22 protein-coding genes, 3 tRNA genes and 1 pseudogene are annotated in these 21,098 nt (G+C 57.2%); 11 read left to right on the top strand and 15 right to left on the bottom strand.

What is annotated here, in order from left to right; translation table 11 throughout:
- The first annotated feature begins 10 nt into the window (after positions 1 to 10).
- Positions 11 to 151, top strand: a complete 141-nt coding sequence (locus PG731_RS09255; RefSeq protein ID WP_442952671.1) for a DUF4357 domain-containing protein — start codon at positions 11 to 13, stop codon at positions 149 to 151.
- A 287-nt stretch (positions 152 to 438) separates the two neighbouring features.
- Here PG731_RS09255 and PG731_RS08245 read toward each other — a convergent pair whose 3' ends face one another.
- Both PG731_RS08245 and PG731_RS08240 read right to left on the bottom strand, forming a co-directional pair.
- Positions 439 to 927, bottom strand: a complete 489-nt coding sequence (locus PG731_RS08245; RefSeq protein WP_270773317.1) for a hypothetical protein — start codon at positions 925 to 927, stop codon at positions 439 to 441.
- Positions 928 to 1,069: 142 nt separating this feature from the next.
- Positions 1,070 to 1,232, bottom strand: a pseudogene (locus PG731_RS08240) (terminase large subunit); the annotation flags it as partial.
- On the opposite strand from PG731_RS08240, the gene PG731_RS08235 reads away from it, so the two are divergent.
- A complete protein-coding gene (locus tag PG731_RS08235; RefSeq protein WP_270773316.1) occupies positions 1,207 to 1,431 on the top strand; it encodes a DUF4357 domain-containing protein in 225 nt (74 codons plus the stop codon). The pseudogene PG731_RS08240 and the gene PG731_RS08235 overlap by 26 nt on opposite strands.
- Before the next feature lie 270 nt (positions 1,432 to 1,701).
- On the top strand, positions 1,702 to 2,085 hold the full coding sequence (locus PG731_RS08225) for a hypothetical protein (RefSeq protein ID WP_270773315.1): 384 nt from the start codon (positions 1,702 to 1,704) through the stop codon (positions 2,083 to 2,085).
- A gap of 217 nt (positions 2,086 to 2,302) precedes the next feature.
- Here PG731_RS08225 and PG731_RS08220 read toward each other — a convergent pair whose 3' ends face one another.
- From PG731_RS08220 to orn, 4 genes are all read right to left on the bottom strand, one after another.
- On the bottom strand, positions 2,303 to 3,238 hold the full coding sequence (locus PG731_RS08220) for a nucleoside hydrolase (RefSeq protein ID WP_270773314.1): 936 nt from the start codon (positions 3,236 to 3,238) through the stop codon (positions 2,303 to 2,305).
- A 111-nt stretch (positions 3,239 to 3,349) separates the two neighbouring features.
- Positions 3,350 to 5,032 carry an energy-dependent translational throttle protein EttA gene (gene ettA, locus PG731_RS08215; RefSeq protein WP_270773313.1) on the bottom strand — a complete coding sequence of 561 codons (1,683 nt, stop codon included), beginning with the start codon at positions 5,030 to 5,032 and terminating at the stop codon, positions 3,350 to 3,352.
- Positions 5,033 to 5,229: 197 nt separating this feature from the next.
- The gene (locus tag PG731_RS08210) at positions 5,230 to 5,901 is read right to left on the bottom strand and encodes a single-stranded DNA-binding protein (RefSeq protein ID WP_270773312.1); all 672 of its coding nucleotides are present in this window, start codon (positions 5,899 to 5,901) and stop codon (positions 5,230 to 5,232) included.
- Positions 5,902 to 6,094: 193 nt separating this feature from the next.
- Positions 6,095 to 6,721, bottom strand: coding sequence for an oligoribonuclease (orn, locus tag PG731_RS08205; protein WP_270773311.1), 627 nt, complete (start codon positions 6,719 to 6,721; stop codon positions 6,095 to 6,097).
- A gap of 326 nt (positions 6,722 to 7,047) precedes the next feature.
- Between orn and ilvA the strand changes: the two genes are divergently transcribed.
- Positions 7,048 to 8,349: a threonine ammonia-lyase IlvA gene (gene ilvA, locus PG731_RS08200; RefSeq protein ID WP_270773310.1), complete on the top strand. Its 1,302-nt coding sequence runs from the start codon at positions 7,048 to 7,050 to the stop codon at positions 8,347 to 8,349.
- Positions 8,350 to 8,444: 95 nt separating this feature from the next.
- On the opposite strand, the gene PG731_RS08195 is transcribed toward ilvA, so the two are convergent.
- From PG731_RS08195 to rpmF, 5 genes are all read right to left on the bottom strand, one after another.
- Entirely contained in the window at positions 8,445 to 8,873 is a 429-nt protein-coding gene (locus PG731_RS08195; RefSeq protein WP_270773309.1) for a winged helix-turn-helix domain-containing protein, read from the bottom strand.
- A 315-nt stretch (positions 8,874 to 9,188) separates the two neighbouring features.
- A tRNA-Arg gene (locus PG731_RS08190) sits at positions 9,189 to 9,261 on the bottom strand.
- A gap of 240 nt (positions 9,262 to 9,501) precedes the next feature.
- Complete coding sequence (locus PG731_RS08185) at positions 9,502 to 9,792, bottom strand: putative quinol monooxygenase (protein ID WP_270773308.1); 291 nt, start codon at positions 9,790 to 9,792, stop codon at positions 9,502 to 9,504.
- Between the two features lie 99 nt (positions 9,793 to 9,891).
- Positions 9,892 to 11,136 carry a cation:proton antiporter gene (locus PG731_RS08180; RefSeq protein ID WP_270773307.1) on the bottom strand — a complete coding sequence of 415 codons (1,245 nt, stop codon included), beginning with the start codon at positions 11,134 to 11,136 and terminating at the stop codon, positions 9,892 to 9,894.
- A gap of 239 nt (positions 11,137 to 11,375) precedes the next feature.
- Positions 11,376 to 11,546: a 50S ribosomal protein L32 gene (gene rpmF, locus PG731_RS08175; protein ID WP_006681230.1), complete on the bottom strand. Its 171-nt coding sequence runs from the start codon at positions 11,544 to 11,546 to the stop codon at positions 11,376 to 11,378.
- A 276-nt stretch (positions 11,547 to 11,822) separates the two neighbouring features.
- Here rpmF and PG731_RS08170 point away from each other — a divergent pair, with 276 nt between their 5' ends.
- Complete coding sequence (locus PG731_RS08170; protein WP_270773306.1) at positions 11,823 to 12,464, top strand: IMPACT family protein; 642 nt, start codon at positions 11,823 to 11,825, stop codon at positions 12,462 to 12,464.
- A 46-nt stretch (positions 12,465 to 12,510) separates the two neighbouring features.
- Here the strand turns inward: PG731_RS08170 and PG731_RS08165 are convergent, their stop codons facing one another.
- Positions 12,511 to 12,639 (bottom strand): hypothetical protein, encoded by a 129-nt coding sequence (locus PG731_RS08165; protein ID WP_270773305.1) that lies wholly within the window; start codon positions 12,637 to 12,639, stop codon positions 12,511 to 12,513.
- 76 nt (positions 12,640 to 12,715) lie between these two features.
- On the opposite strand from PG731_RS08165, the gene cysK reads away from it, so the two are divergent.
- From cysK to PG731_RS08150, 3 genes are all read left to right on the top strand, one after another.
- Positions 12,716 to 13,648 carry a cysteine synthase A gene (gene cysK, locus PG731_RS08160; RefSeq protein ID WP_270773304.1) on the top strand — a complete coding sequence of 311 codons (933 nt, stop codon included), beginning with the start codon at positions 12,716 to 12,718 and terminating at the stop codon, positions 13,646 to 13,648.
- 180 nt (positions 13,649 to 13,828) lie between these two features.
- Positions 13,829 to 14,437, top strand: a complete 609-nt coding sequence (cysE, locus tag PG731_RS08155; protein WP_006681233.1) for a serine O-acetyltransferase — start codon at positions 13,829 to 13,831, stop codon at positions 14,435 to 14,437.
- 178 nt (positions 14,438 to 14,615) lie between these two features.
- The gene (locus PG731_RS08150; protein ID WP_006681234.1) at positions 14,616 to 15,107 is read left to right on the top strand and encodes a GNAT family N-acetyltransferase; all 492 of its coding nucleotides are present in this window, start codon (positions 14,616 to 14,618) and stop codon (positions 15,105 to 15,107) included.
- Between the two features lie 121 nt (positions 15,108 to 15,228).
- Here the strand turns inward: PG731_RS08150 and PG731_RS08145 are convergent, their stop codons facing one another.
- Together PG731_RS08145 and PG731_RS08140 are read right to left on the bottom strand one after the other, a co-directional pair.
- Entirely contained in the window at positions 15,229 to 16,191 is a 963-nt protein-coding gene (locus PG731_RS08145; RefSeq protein WP_270773300.1) for an Fpg/Nei family DNA glycosylase, read from the bottom strand.
- 221 nt (positions 16,192 to 16,412) lie between these two features.
- Positions 16,413 to 19,343 (bottom strand): leucine--tRNA ligase, encoded by a 2,931-nt coding sequence (locus tag PG731_RS08140; RefSeq protein ID WP_270773299.1) that lies wholly within the window; start codon positions 19,341 to 19,343, stop codon positions 16,413 to 16,415.
- 118 nt (positions 19,344 to 19,461) lie between these two features.
- Between PG731_RS08140 and PG731_RS08135 the strand changes: the two genes are divergently transcribed.
- Positions 19,462 to 19,914 (top strand): HIT family protein, encoded by a 453-nt coding sequence (locus PG731_RS08135; protein WP_270773284.1) that lies wholly within the window; start codon positions 19,462 to 19,464, stop codon positions 19,912 to 19,914.
- An 18-nt stretch (positions 19,915 to 19,932) separates the two neighbouring features.
- Here the strand turns inward: PG731_RS08135 and PG731_RS08130 are convergent, their stop codons facing one another.
- Complete coding sequence (locus tag PG731_RS08130) at positions 19,933 to 20,712, bottom strand: metal-dependent transcriptional regulator (RefSeq protein WP_270773283.1); 780 nt, start codon at positions 20,710 to 20,712, stop codon at positions 19,933 to 19,935.
- A gap of 97 nt (positions 20,713 to 20,809) precedes the next feature.
- Between PG731_RS08130 and PG731_RS08125 the strand changes: the two genes are divergently transcribed.
- Positions 20,810 to 20,882, top strand: a tRNA-Lys gene (locus PG731_RS08125).
- Between the two features lie 35 nt (positions 20,883 to 20,917).
- A tRNA-Lys gene (locus PG731_RS08120) sits at positions 20,918 to 20,990 on the top strand.
- The last annotated feature ends 108 nt before the right edge of the window (positions 20,991 to 21,098 follow it).

Below are 21,098 nucleotides of genomic sequence, written 5' to 3'. Positions count from 1 at the left end.
GCGCGACACGTTGTTCACCTCCCCGTCTGCGGCCTCAGACTTCCTGACAGGCTCATCGACCTCAGGCAAGGTCTACTGGAAGACCGCCGATGGGGTCACCCTGCGTGACCTCGAGGCGGCAGAACTGGAAGCGGCAGCTACTGGCCTGTGATCGGTGGCTTTCACCTTCGACCTGTCCGACCCGGTGCGATAGACGCGCAACGGCAGGCCCGCGATCGTCTCAGCCAAAATCCGCACGCAGGAGTAGACGTCCATCATCTGCATCGCGCTACGTTCGGTCACCGGACGCCCAGAAGAGGTAGGGCCGAAGAGGAACGAGTAGCCGGACGAGAGCTGGGTGTTGGTGGGGACGCGACGTGAGCCTCCACAAAACCGTTGAAAGAACTTCATCAACCCTCCAAGAAAAATGACCTCTCCGAAGGAAGGGTCAAAATGCGTTCAGGAAACTCGCATTCTATCCAAATCAGGCTGATACCGATGAGAATAGAAGTCCAGAATTGGAACACTACGCCTGATGAGGTAATTCCCGATTCCAACCTCAATGTTGCCACGTTGTAGGTCTTCTGGAATCTCAAAGAGCGGAAACGCGAGAATGAAGCTGCGATCCCAAGACTTGGCGAGTGAATGAACGATGATCCCTGAGGTATTCCGGTGTCGAAGGTCTGTCTCTTCGCCACTAGGGATATCGAAATTGACATCAGTGCTGGCTGCAACCACGCCTAGAAAACCATCGGAAGTGAACTTCATCCAGATGAGATCACGTTCATGCACAGTTTCGTAGAGTGTTGTCTTGAGAAAATCCTCTAGTTCTTGATCTGTGGCATCTACCGGAGTATCGAACTTAGGTTTCTTGACAGGCTCCACCCCGAGCGCCGCGAGATATTCATTAGTGTACTTCGCGATTGTTTCGACCGGAACGGTAGACATCTCTGCCTGTTGCCTAGCCTTTTCAATTCTGGATGAAGAGTCCCGATGATATCGAACTGAGGATCTCTTTCCCCGTGGCGCAGAAGTGTCCCATGCGAGCTCACGAGCCAAATTACTGTCCAAAGATGCACTCATGTATCTCTTATAAGACCAACAAGCCGCGCTCGTCAAGACGCTCCACCCATGCTCGCGTTGCCGCCGCGTATGGCTCTGTCGAGGGTCATGATGGTGGCGACGACTCCGTCAATCTTCTCCGTAGACTTTTGCTTATCTGGCTTAATGTTGCCAGCTGGGTCGGTGCGCACGAACCCTGAGAAGCTCGCCGAACCCATCAGCGAAGACGGCGAACTCTTGCGCGACACGTTGTTCACCTCCCCGTCTGCGGCCTCAGACTTCCTGACAGGCTCATCGACCTCAGGCAAGGTCTACTGGAAGACCGCCGATGGGGTCACCCTGCGTGACCTCGAGGCGGCAGAACTGGAAGCGGCAGCTACTGGCCTGTGATCGGTGGCTTTCACCTTCGACCTGTCCGACCCGGTGCGATAGACGCGCAACGGCAGGCCCGCGATCGTCTCAGCCAAGATCCGCACGCAGGAGTAGACGGCCATCATCTGCATCGCGCTACGTTCGGTTACCGGACGACCAACAGATGTCGGCTCAAACAAGAAGCTGTAGCTGGTGGACAATTGATGGTTCTCGACTGGTTTCGCCCTGTCGTGTAGCCAGTTTCTAAGACCCCTGGTTTTTCCCTTCTGGTCATGGAAAAATGAGTGCATGCAAAGATGGAAAAGGCGCGGCACTTGGGTACGCCTTGGCGGGCTTTTCGCGTGCTATCTTTTACTGCCGACTCTCACGACAGCCGCCTTCGGAGTATTCAGCGCCCATGATTCAGGCATGACGCTGTTTATCTTGATGCTGCTTATAGCTTTTCCACTCGCTACTATTGCGCTAGCTGCCTGGGACGGAATCACGGAGGGCTTCACTGTTTTATGGACAGTGATGCCGATAGTGTCTTTCATGGTGCCCATGTTCATCTTCTTCAACGAATCCGCACTCAGCTACGGAGCCATCTACTCAGTGCTAGCAATGGTGGCCAATGGTTTCGGTAGCCTCTTTCGCGTAAAATCTCATAGCACCAGCAGTCCTCGCGAATCATAAACTGAGCTCACCTCTGGGGGGTGTTGCCGCTTCACCCACTGATTGAGCCACACTTGTCTGAACGTGTTCTCCTCAGCCGGGTTCTGTCTAGCACTGTTAGACGCTTCGCGGTATATCTCTATCGGCACTGCCCCCCAGGAAGGATCCAAAATACGGGCTCCCCTCCGTATGACCCTCATTCACGAACGAGTAGCCCACGTAGCCTCAAGGCAGGCACTCAGTAAAACCTCACCAGCCGTTGAACCAAGCGCCCTGCAAGCTCGTCTTCAAGTTCGAATACGGCGCGGACGTTGCCCGACGGGTCGAGGCGTTCGATTGTTTGGCCTCGTCCTTCACCATCGGTGGTATCGACGCTGACTCGCATCTGTTCGCTCCGCTTGGCACTCAACATTCTGCTGGCGAGCGCCACTGCCATCGGATCGTGGAGTGCGCATGAACGCGGACCGAAAACGTCCGTGTAGAAGCCGAAGTACAGGTTGAGGATCTCGCCAAGCGCGCTGACGAAGGGGTGCGGGTGATCCAGTAGCACTCGTCGGTGTTCTTCGAACATCGGGTATCGCATCGTCACATCAAGAGGAACCAAGGTAATCGGCCATTTGGCATCAAAGACCCGCTGTGCCGCTTCGGGATCGTTCGCAATATTCGCCTCTGCGACAGGCGAAACGTTCCCGGGCACGCGAAGTGCGCCACCCATGATGACAAGCTCTTTCACGAGCTCCGGCAACGCCGGCTCCAATTCAATCGCGTGCGCAAGGTTCGTCAGCGGCCCGACAGCAATAACAACGAGGCTACCCGCATACTCGCACGCGAGATCGATCAGAAGCTCGGCCGCGCTCCTCGTATCAGCGGCTTGGGTCGACGCGGGAAGTTCGACGTTGCCAACGCCATTTACCCCATGGATATGGGGCACTCCCCCGGCATAAGGGTGGGTAAGGAAGTCGTGTGCGCCACTCGCGACTGGGACCCCTGATCGTCCCGCTAAAGCAAGAAGGTCAAGCGTGTTCCGCGTTGCCTGTTCGGCATCAGTATTCCCAGACACGCACCCAACACCCACGAGCTTCAAACTGGGGGTGGCAACGCATAGGGCTAATGCCAGCGCATCATCGATTCCCGTATCGCAGTCCAAGAACACTGGCGTTTGACTTGGGATCATGTGTCTTTCCTTGCCTCTTACATTCCCCTAACGGGCCCCTGATGTGACCACGATATAACGAAGTGGAGCGTAGCCATTCGGCCACGCTCCACTTCCTGGGCTCTACGATTCTCAGTCGCGCGTCAACTTACGGTGCGTGACGCGATGCGGGTTCGCCGCATCTTGACCAAGGCGTTCGATCTTGTTCTTCTCATAGGACTCGAAGTTTCCCTCGTACCAGTACCACTGAGCCGGATTCTCTTCAGTACCTTCCCACGCAAGAATGTGGGTGGCCACGCGGTCAAGGAACCAACGGTCGTGGGTGACGACCACGGCACAACCGGGGAACTGTAGAAGAGCATTTTCCAGCGAACCAAGGGTTTCGACGTCCAAGTCGTTGGTCGGTTCGTCAAGGAGCAACAGGTTACCGCCCTGCTTGAGCGTCAGTGCCAGGTTCAGGCGGTTGCGCTCACCACCGGACAGAACACCAGCAGGCTTCTGCTGGTCCGCACCCTTGAAGCCGAACGCGGACACGTAAGCGCGCGACGGCATTTCAACGTTTCCGACCTGGATATAGTCGAGTCCGTCAGAGACGACCTCCCAGAGGCTCTTATCCGGATCAATGCCGGCGCGAGTCTGGTCAACGTAAGAGATTTTGACAGTTTCACCGATATTCAGTTCGCCACCGTCAAGAGGCTCCAAGCCAACGATGGTCTTGAACAGGGTCGTCTTACCAACACCGTTGGGGCCAATGACGCCGACAATGCCGTTACGCGGCAGGGAGAACGACAGTCCATCGATCAACGTGCGTTCGCCGAAGCCCTTTTGCAGGTTGGTTGCTTCGATGACGATTGAGCCCAAGCGCGGGCCTGGCGGAATCTGAATTTCTTCGAAGTCGAGCTTACGAGTGCGCTCCGCTTCGGCAGCCATTTCCTCGTAGCGTTCCAGACGAGCCTTCGACTTCGCCTGACGACCCTTCGGGTTCGAACGAACCCATTCGAGTTCCTCCTTCAGGCGCTTGGCAAGCTTCGCGTCCTTCTGACCCTGAACCTGCAGACGCTTTTCCTTCGTCTCCAGGTAGGTCGAGTAGTTGCCCTCGTACGGGTAGAGGTGCCCACGGTCAACTTCAGCGATCCAGCCTGCAACGTGGTCAAGGAAGTAACGGTCGTGGGTAACCGCGATAACGGCGCCAGCGTAGGTGGACAGGTGCTTTTCCAGCCAGAGCACAGACTCGGCATCCAAGTGGTTCGTCGGTTCGTCAAGCAGTAGTAGATCGGGAGCCTCGATCAGCAGGCGGCACAGTGCCACGCGACGACGCTCGCCACCGGACAGAACGTTGACAGGCTGGTCTGCCGGCGGGCAACGCAAGGCGTCCATTGCCTGCTCAAGCTGGGAATCAATATCCCAAGCATTCGCAGCATCGAGGGCATCCTGGAGCTTGCCCATTTCTTCCATCAGAGCATCGAAATCCGCATCCGGATTCGCCATCTCTTCAGAAATCTTGTTGAAACGATCGAGCTTCGCAAAAGTATCTGCCGCACCCATACGAACGTTCTCAATCACGTTCTTCGTATCGTCAAGCTTCGGTTCCTGCTCAAGGATGCCGACGCTGTAACCCGGGGTCAGGCGAGCTTCGCCATTACTCGGTTCGTCAAGGCCTGCCATGATCTTCAAGATCGAGGACTTACCGGCACCGTTCGGACCGACCATACCGATCTTCGCGCCCGGGAAGAACGACATAGACACGTCATCGAGGATTACTTTATCCCCGTGCGCCTTACGCGCTTTGATCATCTGGTAGATGTACTCAGCCACTGGTCTCCATCCAACATGTGGTTGTGCATGACAGTAAAACTGTCCGTTATCCCCTCCATGCTAAGCCACACCCACGCCGAACCCCACACGACTGCTGAGAATTACAGCGTGGGCGTGACCATGTCCACGACCTCGCGAGCTTATTTATCCTCTGGGCACTTGTCCTTGGGATAAGTGAAGATCCCTTTCGTCTTCACTTATCCCTGATCAACACGTCGATTCTTACCCACCGTTGTCTTCAGAGTCGACGATTGCTCTTGTCCGCACGACCCATCGCAGGCTTCATCGCTACATTCTGGGTCTGTCATTGGTGCGGAATCACCTTCGCTTTCCTCACCAATAGCGTTCGACGCAGTTAAAGGAGAGTCTTCAAAACTTGCTCCCAAGGGGTCGGACACCCCACCCCCGGAGTTCATCCTCACGTTGGCCCCAGAAACGTCAGACGTCGAAGTAAGCGTGGCCACGGCCTCGTCCCCCGAAGAAAGAGCAGAACCACCCCCTGAAGGCGAAGGCATACTCTTCCTCCACGTACTTCTTCCGCTGGTCAAGTCATGCCCGATCGCTTGAGCGTTAATAACCACTTCAGAGCGAATATTTCCGTCAGAATCCTTCCACGCATTCGCGCGAGGCCGCCCCATTACAATCACGGGCTCACCCTTCGCCAATGAATGCAGGGCATTATCGGCAAGCCGATCCCACGCATGAACCGAATACCACTGAGTACGCCCCTGCGTCAGAACCCCGTCAGCAGACGCGAACCAGTGTGTGACCGCCAAGCGAAAACGGATCGTCAAATGGTTGTTCGCGCTCTTCGATACACGCAAGTCCGTGCCAATACGGCCTCGCAAAGTAATCGTCGTGTCGCTCATCAGTGTCTCCTTTATCCTCGCCATTGAGCTGACATAATGAGTCTGAAACTCAATTGGCGAGGGCGCTCATACGTCCCTCGCCAATTGTGGATAAGTGGCACTTGAGCGAAATTGTGGATAACTCCTATCGGCAACCGCCCCGGCTTGGCAATAACGCGACCGCAATGCTGGCGCGAAACCGGGTTAACGCAGGTCAAGCACCAATACGTGGAATCTCAAGAGCCAGAGTTTCCTTCAGCGCTTGAGCCACAGCCTCGGAAGAAACACGGTGAGAGGGGAACAAAACGCGACGGAAATACTCAAGTTCCTGGATGGATTCCAGAATGTCCGCGAGCGCACGGTGACCACCGTGCTTGGTCGGTGCGCCGTAGAACGCGTTCGGGTACCAGCGCTTCGCCAGTTCCTTCAGGGAAGAAACGTCGATGATGCGGTAGTGAAGGTGGTCGATAACGCTGGGCATATATTCCTCGAGGAACATTTTGTCCGTGCCGACCGAGTTACCGGCAAGAAGAGCTTTTCCGGGGGTAGGAACGAACTGCTTGATGTAGGACAGAACCTGGTCTGTTGCTTCTTGGAGTGTCAGTCCGTTTTCAAGTTCTTTGAGCAATCCGGAGGTCGTGTGCATATTGCGCACGAAGTCGTTCATTTGCTCCAGGGCAACTGCTGGGGGCTTGATCAGAACGTCGATGCCTGGGTCAACTATGTTCAGGTCGGCGTCAGTGATAACAACGGCGACCTCGACCAGCGCGTCGGCTTTCACGTTGAGGCCGGTCATTTCGCAGTCGATCCATACCAATGGATCCTTCAGTTTCTTCGTCACTCGCTTATTTTACCGCGGGGTTTTGAGCCTTCTTGCGTGGGACGTGCCACCTTCAACGCAACCCCAAGAAGTGCCACCTTCGTCGCGCCCGCGCGGGGGCTCCCTCTCCCCTTTCGCACACATTGACGAGGCTTGCCTGAACCTCGTTCCAATTCCAGCATCCTCACGGGGTAGCAGAATATATCCCCACTGATCTATTTCCTCTGACCGCCACGTGACCACCATCGGACGCGGGTAGGCAAGCGGTTTTAAACTGTATCCGTTCGCCGTACGCACCCGCGCCGGCTTGCGACCGATTCCCGGTTCCCGATCGATTGAAGGACCTGATGAGCGACACAACCGCTTCCACGTTCCACACAAATGCGACTCCTGCGGATATTGAATCCGCATCAAAGGTGTTGCGTGGCGTTGTCCACCGCACTGCGTTGGCGCGTTCTGAACGGTTGACGGACGCAATTGGTGCCTCGGTGTTGCTCAAGCGTGAAGATACGCAGAAGTGCCGTTCCTTCAAGGTTCGAGGCGCCTACGCGCGTATGTCGCTATTAACTGCAGCTGAACGCGAACGTGGCGTCGTCTGTGCCTCGGCAGGTAACCATGCGCAGGGCATTGCCTATTCGTGCGCGCACCTGAAGGTTCACGGCACGATTTATCTGCCGTCGAATACTCCTCGTCAGAAGCGCAATCGTATTGCCACGATCGGTGGTGATTGGGTGGAGCAGGTCATCGTTGATGGCACCTTCGACAAGGCAAACGCGCTGGCGCAGGAAGCTGCGCGCGCGACTGGGCGCACCTACGTTCACCCCTACGATGATCCGATGACGATCGCGGGCCAGGGCACGATCGGCGTTGAGTTGCTCGAACAGATGCCCGAGAACACGGCGGCGGTCCTCGTTCCCGTCGGTGGCGGTGGATTGCTTGCTGGCATCGCGACGTGGATCCGCGCTAAGCGCCCCGAAATCAAGATCATCGGCGTAGAGCCCGAAGGGGCGGCCTCGATGCACGCTGCCCTACATGCTGGCGAGCCAATGACGTTGGCATCGCTTGACCCGTTCGTTGACGGCACCGCTGTTGGTCGTGCAGGGGATCTCGCCTACGACGCTGCTCGCCTGTACGTCGACGATGTCCTCGTTGTTCCCGAGGGCGCGGTTTGCACGGAAATGCTGGACCTCTACCAGTCCGATGGTGTCATTGCTGAGCCGGCTGGCGCCCTGGCATCAACCGCGATCCGTTCCTACCTGTCAACCCCTGAAGAGCGCGAACGCTATCTGGGTGACTCTAATGGTGCGATCATCGCGATCGTGTCCGGTGGCAATAACGACCTGACACGTTACGCCGAGGTTATGGAGCGCTCGCTTCGTCACGAGGGCTTGCGCCACTACTTCCTGGTCACGTTCCCCCAGCAGCCGGGTGCTCTGCGCCTCTTCCTGCAGGATGTCCTTGGCCCGCACGACGACATCGTTCACTTCGAGTACACGAAGAAGAACAATCGAGAATCTGGGCCCGCCGTTGTTGGCATCGATATTGCGGCGAAGGATGACATTGACGGGTTGCGCCGACGCATGGCGGATTCTCCCCTGCACGTCGAAGAGTTGCACGCGGATTCGGAGATCTTCCGCCTGATCATCTAAGGCGTCACGCTCGTTCCGCTTGCGAGCGCTTTCGGTAAGCGTGTGGCTTTCTCTTATTCACGAGGCTGGCCACGTTTGCCCGGCCTCGTGGCATGTTACGCGGCCAGAGTGTGCGTGAGCGTTGCTTGGACGCGCACGCCTTCACCCGTGTTGAAGCGGTAGCCCTGGCCTCGAACAGTCGAGATCAGTTCGGGGGCCTTAGCGAGCTTCTTACGCAGGCGACGAATGTGTGCGTCAACTGTACGCGAGTCGGGGCCAAGGCCAGCGCCGTTCCAGACGGTAGAAAATAGTTCTTCGCGTGAAACTGCGCGATCGGAGTTCAAGACAAGGTGAGTGAGCAACTCGCGTTCTTTGGTGCAAAGAGCAATGCGGGCACCTCGGATGGTCAGCGCACCGCGGTCGGCGTTGAACTCAACGTGAGCGGGAGCAAGGCGAAGGTTTGCAAGGATCTCAAGGAAGTCGTCGAAAGATGTTTCGGGTGTTTCATCGACGACGGCAGTTGCGGGGGTGTTGACCAGAGTCATGGTGTATCCAGATTTCTTTGGTGCCGCACGCCCAGCTTCGTTCACAAAGGGGCTTTTAACTCACTGCGGCAGTGATTGACAGAGGTTCGAGGGCGTCAATCACATACACATTCGCTGACGCATAGTGGTGCCCTGAAGGCAGCACATTTCGTAAGCGAAGGTCGTCATGGTTTTAGTCTGCCGTATGGGTGTCACACTTTTCCAGAAAGCGACCACATTGTGAGATTTTGTAACACGCGCGGATTCGCTCTTGATGGTGCGCCAAGACAAACAAAAACGGCCTGATCGCAAGCAAAACTACGATCAGGCCGGTTGCGCCCCCGACAGGACTCGAACCTGCAACCTCGGGATTAGAAGGCCCTTGCTCTATCCATTGAGCTACGGAGGCAGTGCGTCAGACCAGCCTCAACGACTACGTCGACGGAACCCAAGTTTACCGGCACCGGGCACCAACTCCCAAAGATGCCACCTCCGGGCGCCAAACAGGGCTGACAGGGTGCAGATAAACCCGGCCCCGTCAATCATTCATCACCGTCGCCGTGCACGATGCCCCAACCCCAAAAGGCACCAAAGAAAAGTGCCGGAGCGGTCACCCACCCCGGCACTTTCCTCACACTCCAGTGCGCGTTCACTCCACTGCGTCAAGGAACGTTAGCTGTGACTCCGGCTCTTCGATGATCTGGTTCAGGCGGTCGTTGAAGACCTTGCCGTACGGCATCCCCATGTGAGCTGCGAACGCCGCGTCATCGGCGTACTTCTCAAAGACGACGAACTTGCGCGGATTGTCAACCTCACGATGAGGCTCAAACGTCACGTTCCCCGGCTCCGTGTGAACGTTGCGCGCCAGGCCGGCGATCATTTCGCCAACCTCGTCTTCGAAGCCTTCCTTGGCAGTAAAGCGAGCAATCAGAATCTTCATCGTGATCTCCTTCGATCAAGTCCACTGAGCGACCACTTCCCCGCTGGGCTTCACCCAATCGACGAGGCCTCGCTCGCCTGTCATTCTATTCCGTTTCTACTAGGGCGCGGGAAGGAAAACCTTATCTTCAAGGGAGGCAAGCAAGGGGAAGAAGAGGACCGACGCGGCACCGGAAGCCACCAGGATTGATCCGATATCTTCGGCCATCACGCCAGCATTCACAGCCACGCCCGTCACGGCAACGATGATCGGCAGACCCGTCGCACCATAGAGACCAATCTTCGTGGCATCGCGCCACGTAGTTTTCTCGGCCGTGCCAACGAAGCGTTCAATCAGCACAATGGGCAGACCGCGAACCACCAGGATGACAGCCACGAATGCCACCAGCAACCACGGGCGCTCAATGACGGCGCTCAGCGAAATATTCATACCCGAGGTCACGAAGAAAACCGGGATCAGGAATGAGAAGCCAATCGTCCGTAGTTCCCCTTCAATCGCACTAAAGTTCACCGGCGAAAGAGCATGGACAATGACGCCCGCAGCGAACGCACCAAGGACGATGTCAAGGTTCAAGACGGCGGAAAGTGCCATCAGACCGGTCAGGATCGCCATGACCACGCGCATCAGCGTCTTCGACGAAGTCTGAGCACCGCGCAAGATCACGCGACCAATTTCGGGGCGACGCAGAATGAAACGCGTCGGAATCGCAACGGAGATCAGGGTTGCGACAACGAAGAACCCAAGGATAACGGCGGCCCAGCCTGGAGATCGCGTGCCGAGCAGAAGCGACATAGCAATGACGGGAAGAAGCTCACCAATGGCACCGTGGATCAACACTGCTTCACCAACAGGCTTTCCCATCAGTCCCGCTTCCATCAAGATCGGAAGCAACGTGCCCAGAGCTGTGGACGTAAACGCAATGGCAAGTGCGATCGCGGAACTGTAATCACCGTTACGCAATGTGGCAACAGCCAGTGCAAATGCGGCAAAGAAACAGATCAGCCACGTAATCGAAGCAACGCGACCAGGCTTTGCACGAACCTGCGAAATATTGATTTCAGTACCCGCGATCAAGAACAGAATTCCCATACCAATCTCACGTAGCAGGTGTACGGAATCCGAGACTTGAGCGATCCCCAGAACTGAGGGCCCAATGATGACACCAAGAATCAACAGCCAGACTACATCCGGAACGCGCTTACGAGTCGCAGAGGATAGGAGCGGAGCCAAGAGAGCTGCCAAAGCAATAACAAAAAGGGACACGAAGTCTTGGCTGAGGTTTTCCGAGCTCATCGGGTGAAGGCTCTGCTCCGCAAGAGCTGAAACTAACGCAATATTTTGCACGTGCTTACTCTAAAAAGTCGTGTGCCTTTTCCACCACTTAAAAGGCGTATCCCACATTCTTTGCCGCATCGCACTACCGGCGGTCGGGCATGTCATAGAAGGCGCCACTTCCACCTTTCCAGAACCCAAAACGTCGCCTCAGACGACAAAAACGACAATCACACTCAGTCAGACTCAAGAAAGCGGGTACGGAAAAGGCCCGGCGCATAAGCACCGGGCCTCAACTGCAGGATCGAGGATCAGGCCTCGACGTCCAGCAGACCGTTCTTGTATGCCTTTGCCAAACGACGCGGGATACGAACCTCACGGCCAGCAACCTTGACGGTGTTGAGCTCGGTGAGATCTGCCTTCCACGCGGAGCGGCGCGTGCGGGTGTTCGCACGGGACATCTTTCGCTTCGGAACTGCCATTGAATCGTGCCTCCCCTCTCTTCTCGGTAGTCGTATGGTCGGTTGGTGGCTCAAAAATGAGCCGCCGTCCGACGCCAGAACGTCGCGAGAAGGACCCGACCGGCCCATTCCCACTGACGGCAACCCAAAAATCGTACCATGAACGCCCGTTTTGACCCTAGTTCGATACTCTGCCTGAGATGCGATCCTCATTACATGTTCCGAACCTCTCATGCCATCAGCTAGGTTAGAGAACGGTATCGATGGTGTAGAGGCATCTGAGGAAGAGGGGTGAATATGGGAGTCATTTATACCGTGCGTTCGGGCACTCGGATTGAAAACGAAATCGAGATTAAGCGCTCCCGTTTCATCACGACTCTTGCTCGCACCGACTCCTCCGACGAGGCACGCGCCCTGATTAATGAGGTCAAGGCCGACAATCCACAGGCTCGCCACAATTGCTCTGCGTTCCTTATTCAAGTTGATGGACGTGATCCTCATCAGCATTCGAGTGATGACGGGGAGCCCTCGGGTACCGCTGGCACGCCGATGATTGATGCGCTCCGCCTAGCTGGAGTGTGGAATGTGACCGCCGTTGTCACCAGGTATTTTGGAGGAATCCTCTTAGGTGGGGGCGGCCTCGTGCGCGCGTATTCATCGTCTGTATCCAAAGCGCTCGCCCTGGCACCGAAGGCGAAACTAGTTCCGCTGGATGTGCTGGAAACTCGGGTTTCACTTGCCCAGGCTGGCAGGATTGAAGCTGAGTTAAGGAATGCGGGTGCGCAGATTCTTGGCATCGATTGGGGCAGCGAGGCCGCGATCCGAATTGGCACGCTTCCTGATTCGCGCGCGATTTTTGAGGCGCAGATCCTTGCTCTGACCTCAGGTGTTTCACAGTTTCAGATGATGGGCACCACGAGAGCCGAAGTAGACGAGTAACCCCAATTGTTTTAAGATTCAATTATGATATTTGATCGCATGACACTCATCCAGCACGGAATTCGCCGTCTGGTCGCACCGTCATGTCTTCTTTCGTGTTGATCGGGCGAATGTTTTTTCTGGCGCCCAGCGTCGTCATTCGCCCTGACGCATGAACAAATGCGTCGTATGCCACGAAATTATTTTCTGACTTCACACGTTGTGCTTACCGTGCACTGAATGATCAGTAGTCAAGCTTTTAGGAGACTCTCATGTCGAACATTGCTTCCAACGTTGCAGAACTCATTGGCAACACTCCCCTGGTTCGTATTAATAAGCTCGCCGGCGAAGGCGTGGACGTCGTCGCCAAGGTTGAAGCATTCAACCCCGCCTCCTCCGTCAAGGACCGCATCGCAGCATCAATCATCGACGCAGCAGAAGAATCCGGCGCCTTAAAGCCCGGTGGCACCATCATCGAAGCAACCTCCGGCAACACCGGCATAGCACTGTCAATGGTCGGCGCAGCCCGTGGCTACAAGGTCGTCATCGTCATGCCGGCTTCCATGTCCATTGAGCGTCGCATCCTCGTCCGCGCATTCGGCGCAGAACTAGTTCTGACCGACCCAAAGGGTGGCGTTTCCGCAGCCGTCGCGAAAGCCGAGCGCATCCGCGACGAGCGCCCCGGCTCGATCATCGCCTCGCAGTTCGCCAACCCCGCAAACCCGGCAATCCACGTTGCTACAACGGGCGAAGAGATCTGGGAAGACACCGACGGCGAAATTGACGTTTTCGTCGCGGGCGTCGGCACCGGAGGCACCATCTCCGGTGTCGCAAAGACCCTGAAGGCCAAGAACCCAAACATTAAGGTCATCGCAATTCAGCCCGCAGAATCTCCGCTTCTCACCGGTGGCTCCGCTGGCCCGCACGCAATCCAGGGTCTGATGCCGAACTTCGTTCCGGACAACTACGACGCTGAGATCATCGACGAGGTCATCTCTGTTGAGAGCGCCGAAGCACTAAAGTTTGCTCGCCTGGCAGCCGCTGAAGAAGGCCTGTTGGTTGGCATTTCCTCCGGCGCAGCCCTAGCCGGTGCAACCGCTGTTGCAGCCCGCCCTGAATTTGCTGGCAAGAAGATCGTGACCTTGCTTCCTGACACCGGCGAGCGTTACCTTTCGACCGCTCTGTTCGAGGAATACAAGGACTGATTTGCTTCAAGCCGACAGGACGTCGGCGAAGCGAGAAGCTGAAGAGAATGCGGGGTACGGATCATTCCTCACCCCGCATTTTCCTTAGCCGACATTGCGCTGAGCGCTGAACGTGCGCACTCAATCGTCCAACCTCGATAGGATCAGTTCTGTTCACTGTTATCCCCCAAAGGAACACCCATGGCGATCAACCCGCGTCGTGCATTCAAGCTTCTCAGAGAAGATTTACAGACGGCTCGTCATCGCGACCCAGCCGCCCAATCAAGCGTTGAAGTTGCACTCACCTATCCGGGCGTTCATGCACTGTGGGCACACCGCGTTTCGCACTCCTTGTGGATTCGAGGCGTTAAATTGCCCGCTCGCATGTTGCAGTCGGCAACGCGCGTCATGACAGGTGTTGACATTCACCCCGGCGCCCAGATCGGTCGTCGCGTCTTCATCGACCACGCGACGGGCGTTGTTATTGGCGAAACCGCCGAGGTCGGCGAAGATGTCGTCATCTTCCACGGCGTCACCCTGGGTGGCGTGGCCATGACGCCCGGTAAGCGCCACCCCACCGTCGGCAATCACGTGATGATCGGCGCCGGCGCGAAAGTTCTGGGTCCCATCGAGGTCCACGACGGCGCTAAGATCGGCGCGAACGCGGTCGTCGTCAAGGACGTTCCGTGCGGGAACGTTGCGATTGGCGTGCCCGCACGCCTTATCCCGAAATCCTGTAACGACACGAAGGATGACGATCTGATCATCGATCCCGCTTACTTCTTAGAAGAGCCGGAACTCTACATCTGATCCCAGAGGGCACCCTCCCGGCGTCTCATTCTGGTTCGGGGCACCGGCGCTACGCGGGTGCCCCGCCTTGTGTGCTTAGCCGGCCTCGCACCCCTATTTGCCCAGCTAAAGCGCAACAAAGGGCACGCCAGCCACCAAAGTCCCACATAATGTGACACACGCCACGTACACTTGGTTTATGGAACAGCGCACACTTCAAGCACCAGTTGATGCGTTGGCCGATGTCGAACGCCCCGAGGGTATCGAGATCGCAACGCTCACCCGTTACGACATTCCGATGCTCGCAGCCCTGACCCTGGACGCGTACGGCGAAGAAAACACGCCCGAGGCCATGCTCGAGATTTCGGAAGAACTCCGCATGACCTTCGAAGGGGCATTTGGTGCGACGACCGAAGATTCTTTCGTTGGCGCATGGGATGGTGGCGCACTGATCGGCGCCATCGAAGTCGTCAGAGAATCCCCGTGGGACGACGCTCCCGACGGCCCGTTCGTCGTCGATCTTGTCGTCGCCCCGGAGTACCGTCGCAAAGGCATCGCAACCGCCCTCATCGCAGAGGTCGCACGTCGTTGCCAGGATTGGGGATTCGACGGCCTGTCCTTGACGATCGATTCGCGCCACATGGGAGCTGCCAGCCTCTACGACGCGCTCGGCTTCACCGACGTCAAGTAATAGGTTCGCCTACCCCGGCTTCCGCGACCGTTTCTACCCGCCAGTTTCATGGCAGGCTGGGCGGTTACTTACCTTGGTCATTTTCTCCGATTGACGAGGCCCAGCCCGCTTAACCGACGCCTTATCGCTGACAGCTGGGGCACCAGAACAGACGACGGTTCTGCATGAGCGCTTCGCGGACCGGCGTGCCACAGCGCAGGCAGGGACGCCCGGTTCGGTGGTAGACATACCAGCGTGACGCTTCCTCGTCGCCTTCGATCGGTGGATTGGGTGCTTCGTCGGGATCCATCGTTTCGAGGCGCCCCGCAGCGAGCCCCCTATTCATGAGGTCGCAGATCAAAACCCAGAGGTCCTTCAGTCGCTTTTCGGAAATGTTCGCCCCCTTGCGATAAGGCGAAATTCCGGCGAGGAACAGGGCATCCGCACGGTAGATGTTGCCGACGCCGGCGATGATGGACTGGTCCATAACGATCTCGCCGATATTGCGCTTCTTAGAGTGCGCAACCGACGCGAATCGCTTCGCCGATTCCTTATCGTCGCGCGCTCCATCTTCCAGCGGGTCAGGACCGAGCTTGGCCTCGGCAACCTGACGTTCTTCGTCGTCGATCAGCTCGCAACGGTTCGGACCGACCAAATCGGCAACCGCGTGGTCGTTAAACATGCGGAAACGCACCTGACCAACAGGGGCCGGAGGCTCCCAACTTCCAGCTTCAGCCTGACCGTAGCCTTCGCCCCAGCGGGTTTCTGAGTGCCCGTCCCACTCCCCCTTCGGAACGGGAGCAACGCGACGGGCGACACCGTAGCCTTCATCAACGACAGTCTCATCACCGTTGAAGCGCCACCATCCGTACAGGCCCAGGTGAATATGCATCCAATCCTGGGGCCACACATCGGGTGCCTCGGGCGAAACGAAGCCGATAAACATGTGCTTGCCATGGACGCGCACGCGCTGAATCAGCTTCCCGTCGAGTTGCTTAGCTGAAGCGCTGAAACGCCCCTGCGGAGATGAAGCAGACACAGTTCCCCCGACGAAGAGCTCATTGAGCGTCGAGGCAAGACGACGGATGGCATCACCTTCAGGCATAAATGACCTTTCATCTGGGATCAAACGATAACTAGGTGGTTGTGGCTGGTAGCAACCCGCTTCATGGTGTTACGAAGCGGTAAAGCTCTAGCCCTTTTCGCGCGCTACCGTGGCAGGCTATCGGTTCTTGGTGAGCCTCGCAGAAGATGCCACTGCTTGATAAAACACCTGCGGCGCGAAGCTCACCGCTTAGCGCCGCAGGGCTGCCATCACAATCGTGATCAGCGCGGGAGCACCACGTTGACCAGGCTCGGTTTGCGTACGATCACCTTCAGAGGTTCGCGACCTTCAAGAGCCTTGATGATCGGCGCCTGAGCCAGAGCCTTAGAACGCAGATCCTCTTCACTGATCGACGGCGAGACCTCGAGGCGTGCACGAACCTTACCGTTCACCTGAACAATCGCGGTGACACTCTCTTCGACAAGCAACGATTCGTCGGTGACAACCGGGAAGGGCTCGCGAGCCAGTGACTCACCGTGTCCCAGACGCATCCAGAGTTCTTCTGCAATGTGCGGGGCAACCGGGGAAATCATCAGAACCAAGGGTTCGATGGCTTCACGCGGAACCGACTTCAGGCCGGTCAGGTGGTTGTTAAGGACGATCAGCTTCGAGACCGCGGTGTTCACGCGCATGTTCTCGTATTCGACGGTGACGTCGGCGATCGTGCGAGCAACCAGACGCTTCGTCTGAAGATCTGCTTCTTCGTCGGTGACGGTCACTTCACCGGTTTCTTCGTCCAGGGTGTTACGCCAGAGTCGTTGCAAGAAGCGCTGCGAGCCGACGACTGCACGGGTTTCCCACGGACGCGAGACATCCAGCGGCCCCATGGACATTTCGTACACGCGAAACACGTCGGCACCATAGGCGTCATACATTTCGTCCGGGGTGACGATGTTCTTCAGCGACTTGCCCATCTTGCCGTATTCGCGGGTCACCGGCTGACCTTGATAAGTGAAGCCAGTTGCCTCGTCGCCTTCAATTTCGTCGGCGGGCACGTACTGTCCGCGCTCGTCCTTAAAGGCGTAGGCCTGAACGTAACCCTGGTTGAACAGCGTGTGGTACGGCTCTGCGTCCGGCACGTGACCCAAGTCGAAGAGAACCTTCTGCCAGAAACGCGAGTACAGCAAGTGAAGAACCGCGTGCTCAACGCCACCAACGTACAGGTCGGTTCCACCGGATTTTTTGCCTTCGCGCGGGCCCATCCAGTAGTCGAGGTTCTCAGGCGAAGCCAGCGCCTTGGAGTTCTTCGGATCGGTGTAGCGCATTTCGTACCAGCATGAGCCTGCCCACTGCGGCATCGTGTTGGTTTCGCGACGGTAGTTCTTCGGGCCATCGCCGAGATCCAGGGTGACCTTCACCCATTCTTCGCTTCGGCCAAGTGGCGCTTCCGGCGCGGTGTTCGCGTCGTCAGGGTCGAAAGTGCGCGGCGAGTAATCGGATACCTCGGGAAGCTCAACAGGAAGCTGATCTTCGGGCAGAGCATGTGGCAGGCCGTCCTCATCCCAGACGATCGGGAAAGGCTCACCCCAGTAGCGCTGGCGAGAGAACAGCCAGTCACGCAGGCGGTAGGTAACGGTTCCATGGCCGAAGCCCTTGGATTCCAGCCATTCGATCATCGCAGCCTTGGCTTCATCCTTTGCCAGGCCGTTCAGACTGATCTCGTCATTCGCCGAATCAACAGCAACGCCGTCGCCGGTGTACGCCGACTCGGTCAAATCGTGGCCGTACGGATCATCAACTGCGCCGATAGTGCGAATAATGTCGAGCTCGTACTTGTTCGCAAATTCCCAGTCACGATCGTCATGCGCGGGAACAGCCATGATCGCGCCGGTGCCGTAGCCCCAGAGGACGTAGTCGGCGACGAACACGGGCACCTTGCGACCGTTGACGGGGTCAATGCCGTACAGGCCGGTGAAAACGCCGGTCTTCGTGCGTTCTTCGTCGGCGCGTTCGGTTTCCGACTTGCCTGCAGCCTGGGCACGATAGCGGGCAACCGCCTCGCGCGGGGAAGCTGCGCCATCCGTCCATGCGTCCTTCGTGCCTTCAGGCCACGAGGCCGGAACCGTGAGTGCAGCTTCGTCATCGTCGTTGCCGGCAAGCGTGCCACCAAGAATCGGGTGTTCGGGCGCAACAACCATGAAGGTGGCACCAAACAGAGTATCGGGGCGCGTCGTGTAGACCTCGAGGTTGTCGACGCTTGCGCCGACTTCGCTTGCAGCGGGAACGTCAAAGCGGACCGTCGCACCTTCGGAGCGACCGATCCAGTTGCGCTGCATCGTACGGACCTTGTCGGGCCAGTCGATTGTGTCAAGGTCGTCTGCTAGGCGCTTGCCGTAAGCGGTAATGCGCATCATCCACTGGCGCAGATTGCGCTTGAACACCGGGTAGTTGCCCCGCTCGGAGCGACCTTCGGAAGTGACCTCTTCGTTCGCGAGAACGGTACCCAGGCCCGGACACCAGTTCACGGGAGCCTCGGACACATACACCAAACGGAAGTCGTTGACGACCTTCGCCTTTTCAACGGCGTCAAGGTCTTCCCAGTTGCGGCCGTCCGGAACGCCAACCTGGCCGTTGGCAAGCTTCTCTTCGAGCTCGCCGATCGGACGCGCGGCACCGATGGAGCCATCGGGAGCGGTTGCTTCCGGGTCGAACCAGGAGTTGAAGATCTGCAGGAAGATCCACTGGGTCCAGTGCACGTACTCGGTGTCGGTCGTGGCCAGCGAACGGCGACGATCGTGGGACAGGCCAAGACGACGAAGCTGGCGACGCATATTCGCGATGTTTTCCTCGGTCGTAATACGCGGGTGCTGACCGGTCTGCACGGCGTACTGTTCTGCCGGTAGCCCGAAGGCGTCGTAGCCCATCGTGTAGAGGACGTTTTCACCCTGCATGCGACGGAAACGAGCGACCGTGTCGGTGGCGATGTAGCCCAGCGGGTGACCAACGTGCAGACCCTTGCCTGACGGGTAGGGGAACATGTCAAGAAGGAAGAACGGCTTCTTTTCCGCCAGAGGACCTGCGAACTCACCCACCGGGTTGTCTGCGTTAAAGGTTCCTCGTTCGTCCCACCGATCCTGCCATGCGGTTTCAATCTGACCGGCAAGTTCAGCGGTATAGCGCTGTGCGGGTTCCATGTTGGAAGCCTGGCTCATCAGGGCCCTCCCCTTGATATTTCGACTTTCTTCGCCGTATCAAGGGTAGACCATTCGCGCGAAAACTCGCTTCTTCGTCCGCTAGCCACGAGGTCCCTTCTGGGGTGAGAATGGCCTCATGGCTACAGTCTTTGAAAACATCATTTCCGGCGTCTGGGCAGGTCGCTTCGTGTGGACCGACGACGAATGCGTTGCATTCGCTACCATCGAGCCCACCTCTCCCGGCCATGTTCTGGTCGTACCACGTACCCCGTATGAGAAATGGACGGATGCGCCCAGTAACGTCGCCACGCACCTTATGAAAGTCGCGCGAATCATCGGAATCGCCCAGGAAAAAGCATTTGGAGTCCCCCGCTCCGGCTTGGTCATCGCAGGTTTCGAGGTCCCTCACACGCACCTTCACGTGATCCCGCTACGCACAGAAGCTGATGTTCTTCTATCGAACGCAGTGAAGGCAACGGATGAGGAACTGGACAAGGCAATGACGAAACTCCGCGACACCCTCTTGTCGCAGGGGTACGGCTCTCACGTTCCTGAAAGCATGACTTCGCTGGGTTCATCTCCCAGCTAAAATAACGCTCAATCGCGTTTAGTCATCGAGAGGCGACACCATCACGATCGACGCAACATCACCAGTCAAGCGGGCGCTTCGACCAGCACCCACGGTGGGAGCGGTCGCTTGGCGTATTTCAAGCGAAACCTGACCGGCCTGATCAATATCGACGATACGGACCAATGTGTCTAGGCCGATACCCTCACTATCGAGAATACGCAAGAATGCGGAGTCTTCGTCAGACAGGCGGGTGACGCGATACCACTTCCCCGCCTCAACGCCAGGAGTTTTCTTCGACGTCGCAACCAAGGGGTAAATCACGCGTTCAACCACCGACCCGTCCTCGCGAGGAATCAGGTCACCGTGCGGATCACGCTCAGGCTTGCCCAGCGCTTCATCGATATGCGCAAGAAGACGATCTGAGATCGCATGTTCCAGAATCTCAGCTTCCTCGTGGACCTCGTCCCACTCGAAGTTCAGGCGATCATGCAGGTAGGTTTCCAATAGACGGTGACGACGCACCATTGAGATAGCTAGCGCGCGCCCCTCATCCGTGAAGTGGACTTTCCGATAGGGCTCATGCGTGACCAAACCGTTCGCCACCAGACGCGATACATTCTCCGAAGCGGTCGACGCAACGACTCCCATCGCGCTAGCCAGGTCATTCACACTCATGCCGTGCTTGCCGGATTCTTCGCCACCCCACAAAGTCTTCAGATAGTCCTGTGCCATTCGCGACGACGACGCCCATGTTGAATCCACCGGCTCTAAGGTCGAGGAGGTCGAATCAACTGATTTCGGTGTTTTTCCGGTCATATCGAACTCCCCAAGTGTGGTGTGGTGGTCTTCTCATCTGCTATTTTTGCATTGATCTGCCCGAAGCGGTAAAGTTTCATATCGGTCACAAGACCCCGCGTCATTAGCTCAATTGGCAGAGCAGCTGACTCTTAATCAGCGGGTTGAGGGTTCAAGTCCCCCATGACGCACAACTCTAAAACAGAATATTCTGTGGCAGAGTCCCGCGTCATTAGCTCAATTGGCAGAGCAGCTGACTCTTAATCAGCGGGTTGAGGGTTCAAGTCCCCCATGACGCACAAACGAAAACGGAGCAACCAATTGGTTGCTCCGTTTTGTTGTTTCCTGCCCTGTATTAGGGGGTTAATAGACAAAAATCGTTGCTAATGGCGGCGTGTTGTTAGTTT

The sequence above is a fragment of the Pauljensenia sp. OF14-1SRA genome (assembly GCF_027694595.1).
Taxonomy (GTDB): Bacteria; Actinomycetota; Actinomycetes; order Actinomycetales; family Actinomycetaceae; genus Pauljensenia; species Pauljensenia turicensis_B.
Note: the sequence above shows the minus strand (reverse complement) of the source record. Positions and strands in the feature narration are given on the sequence as shown.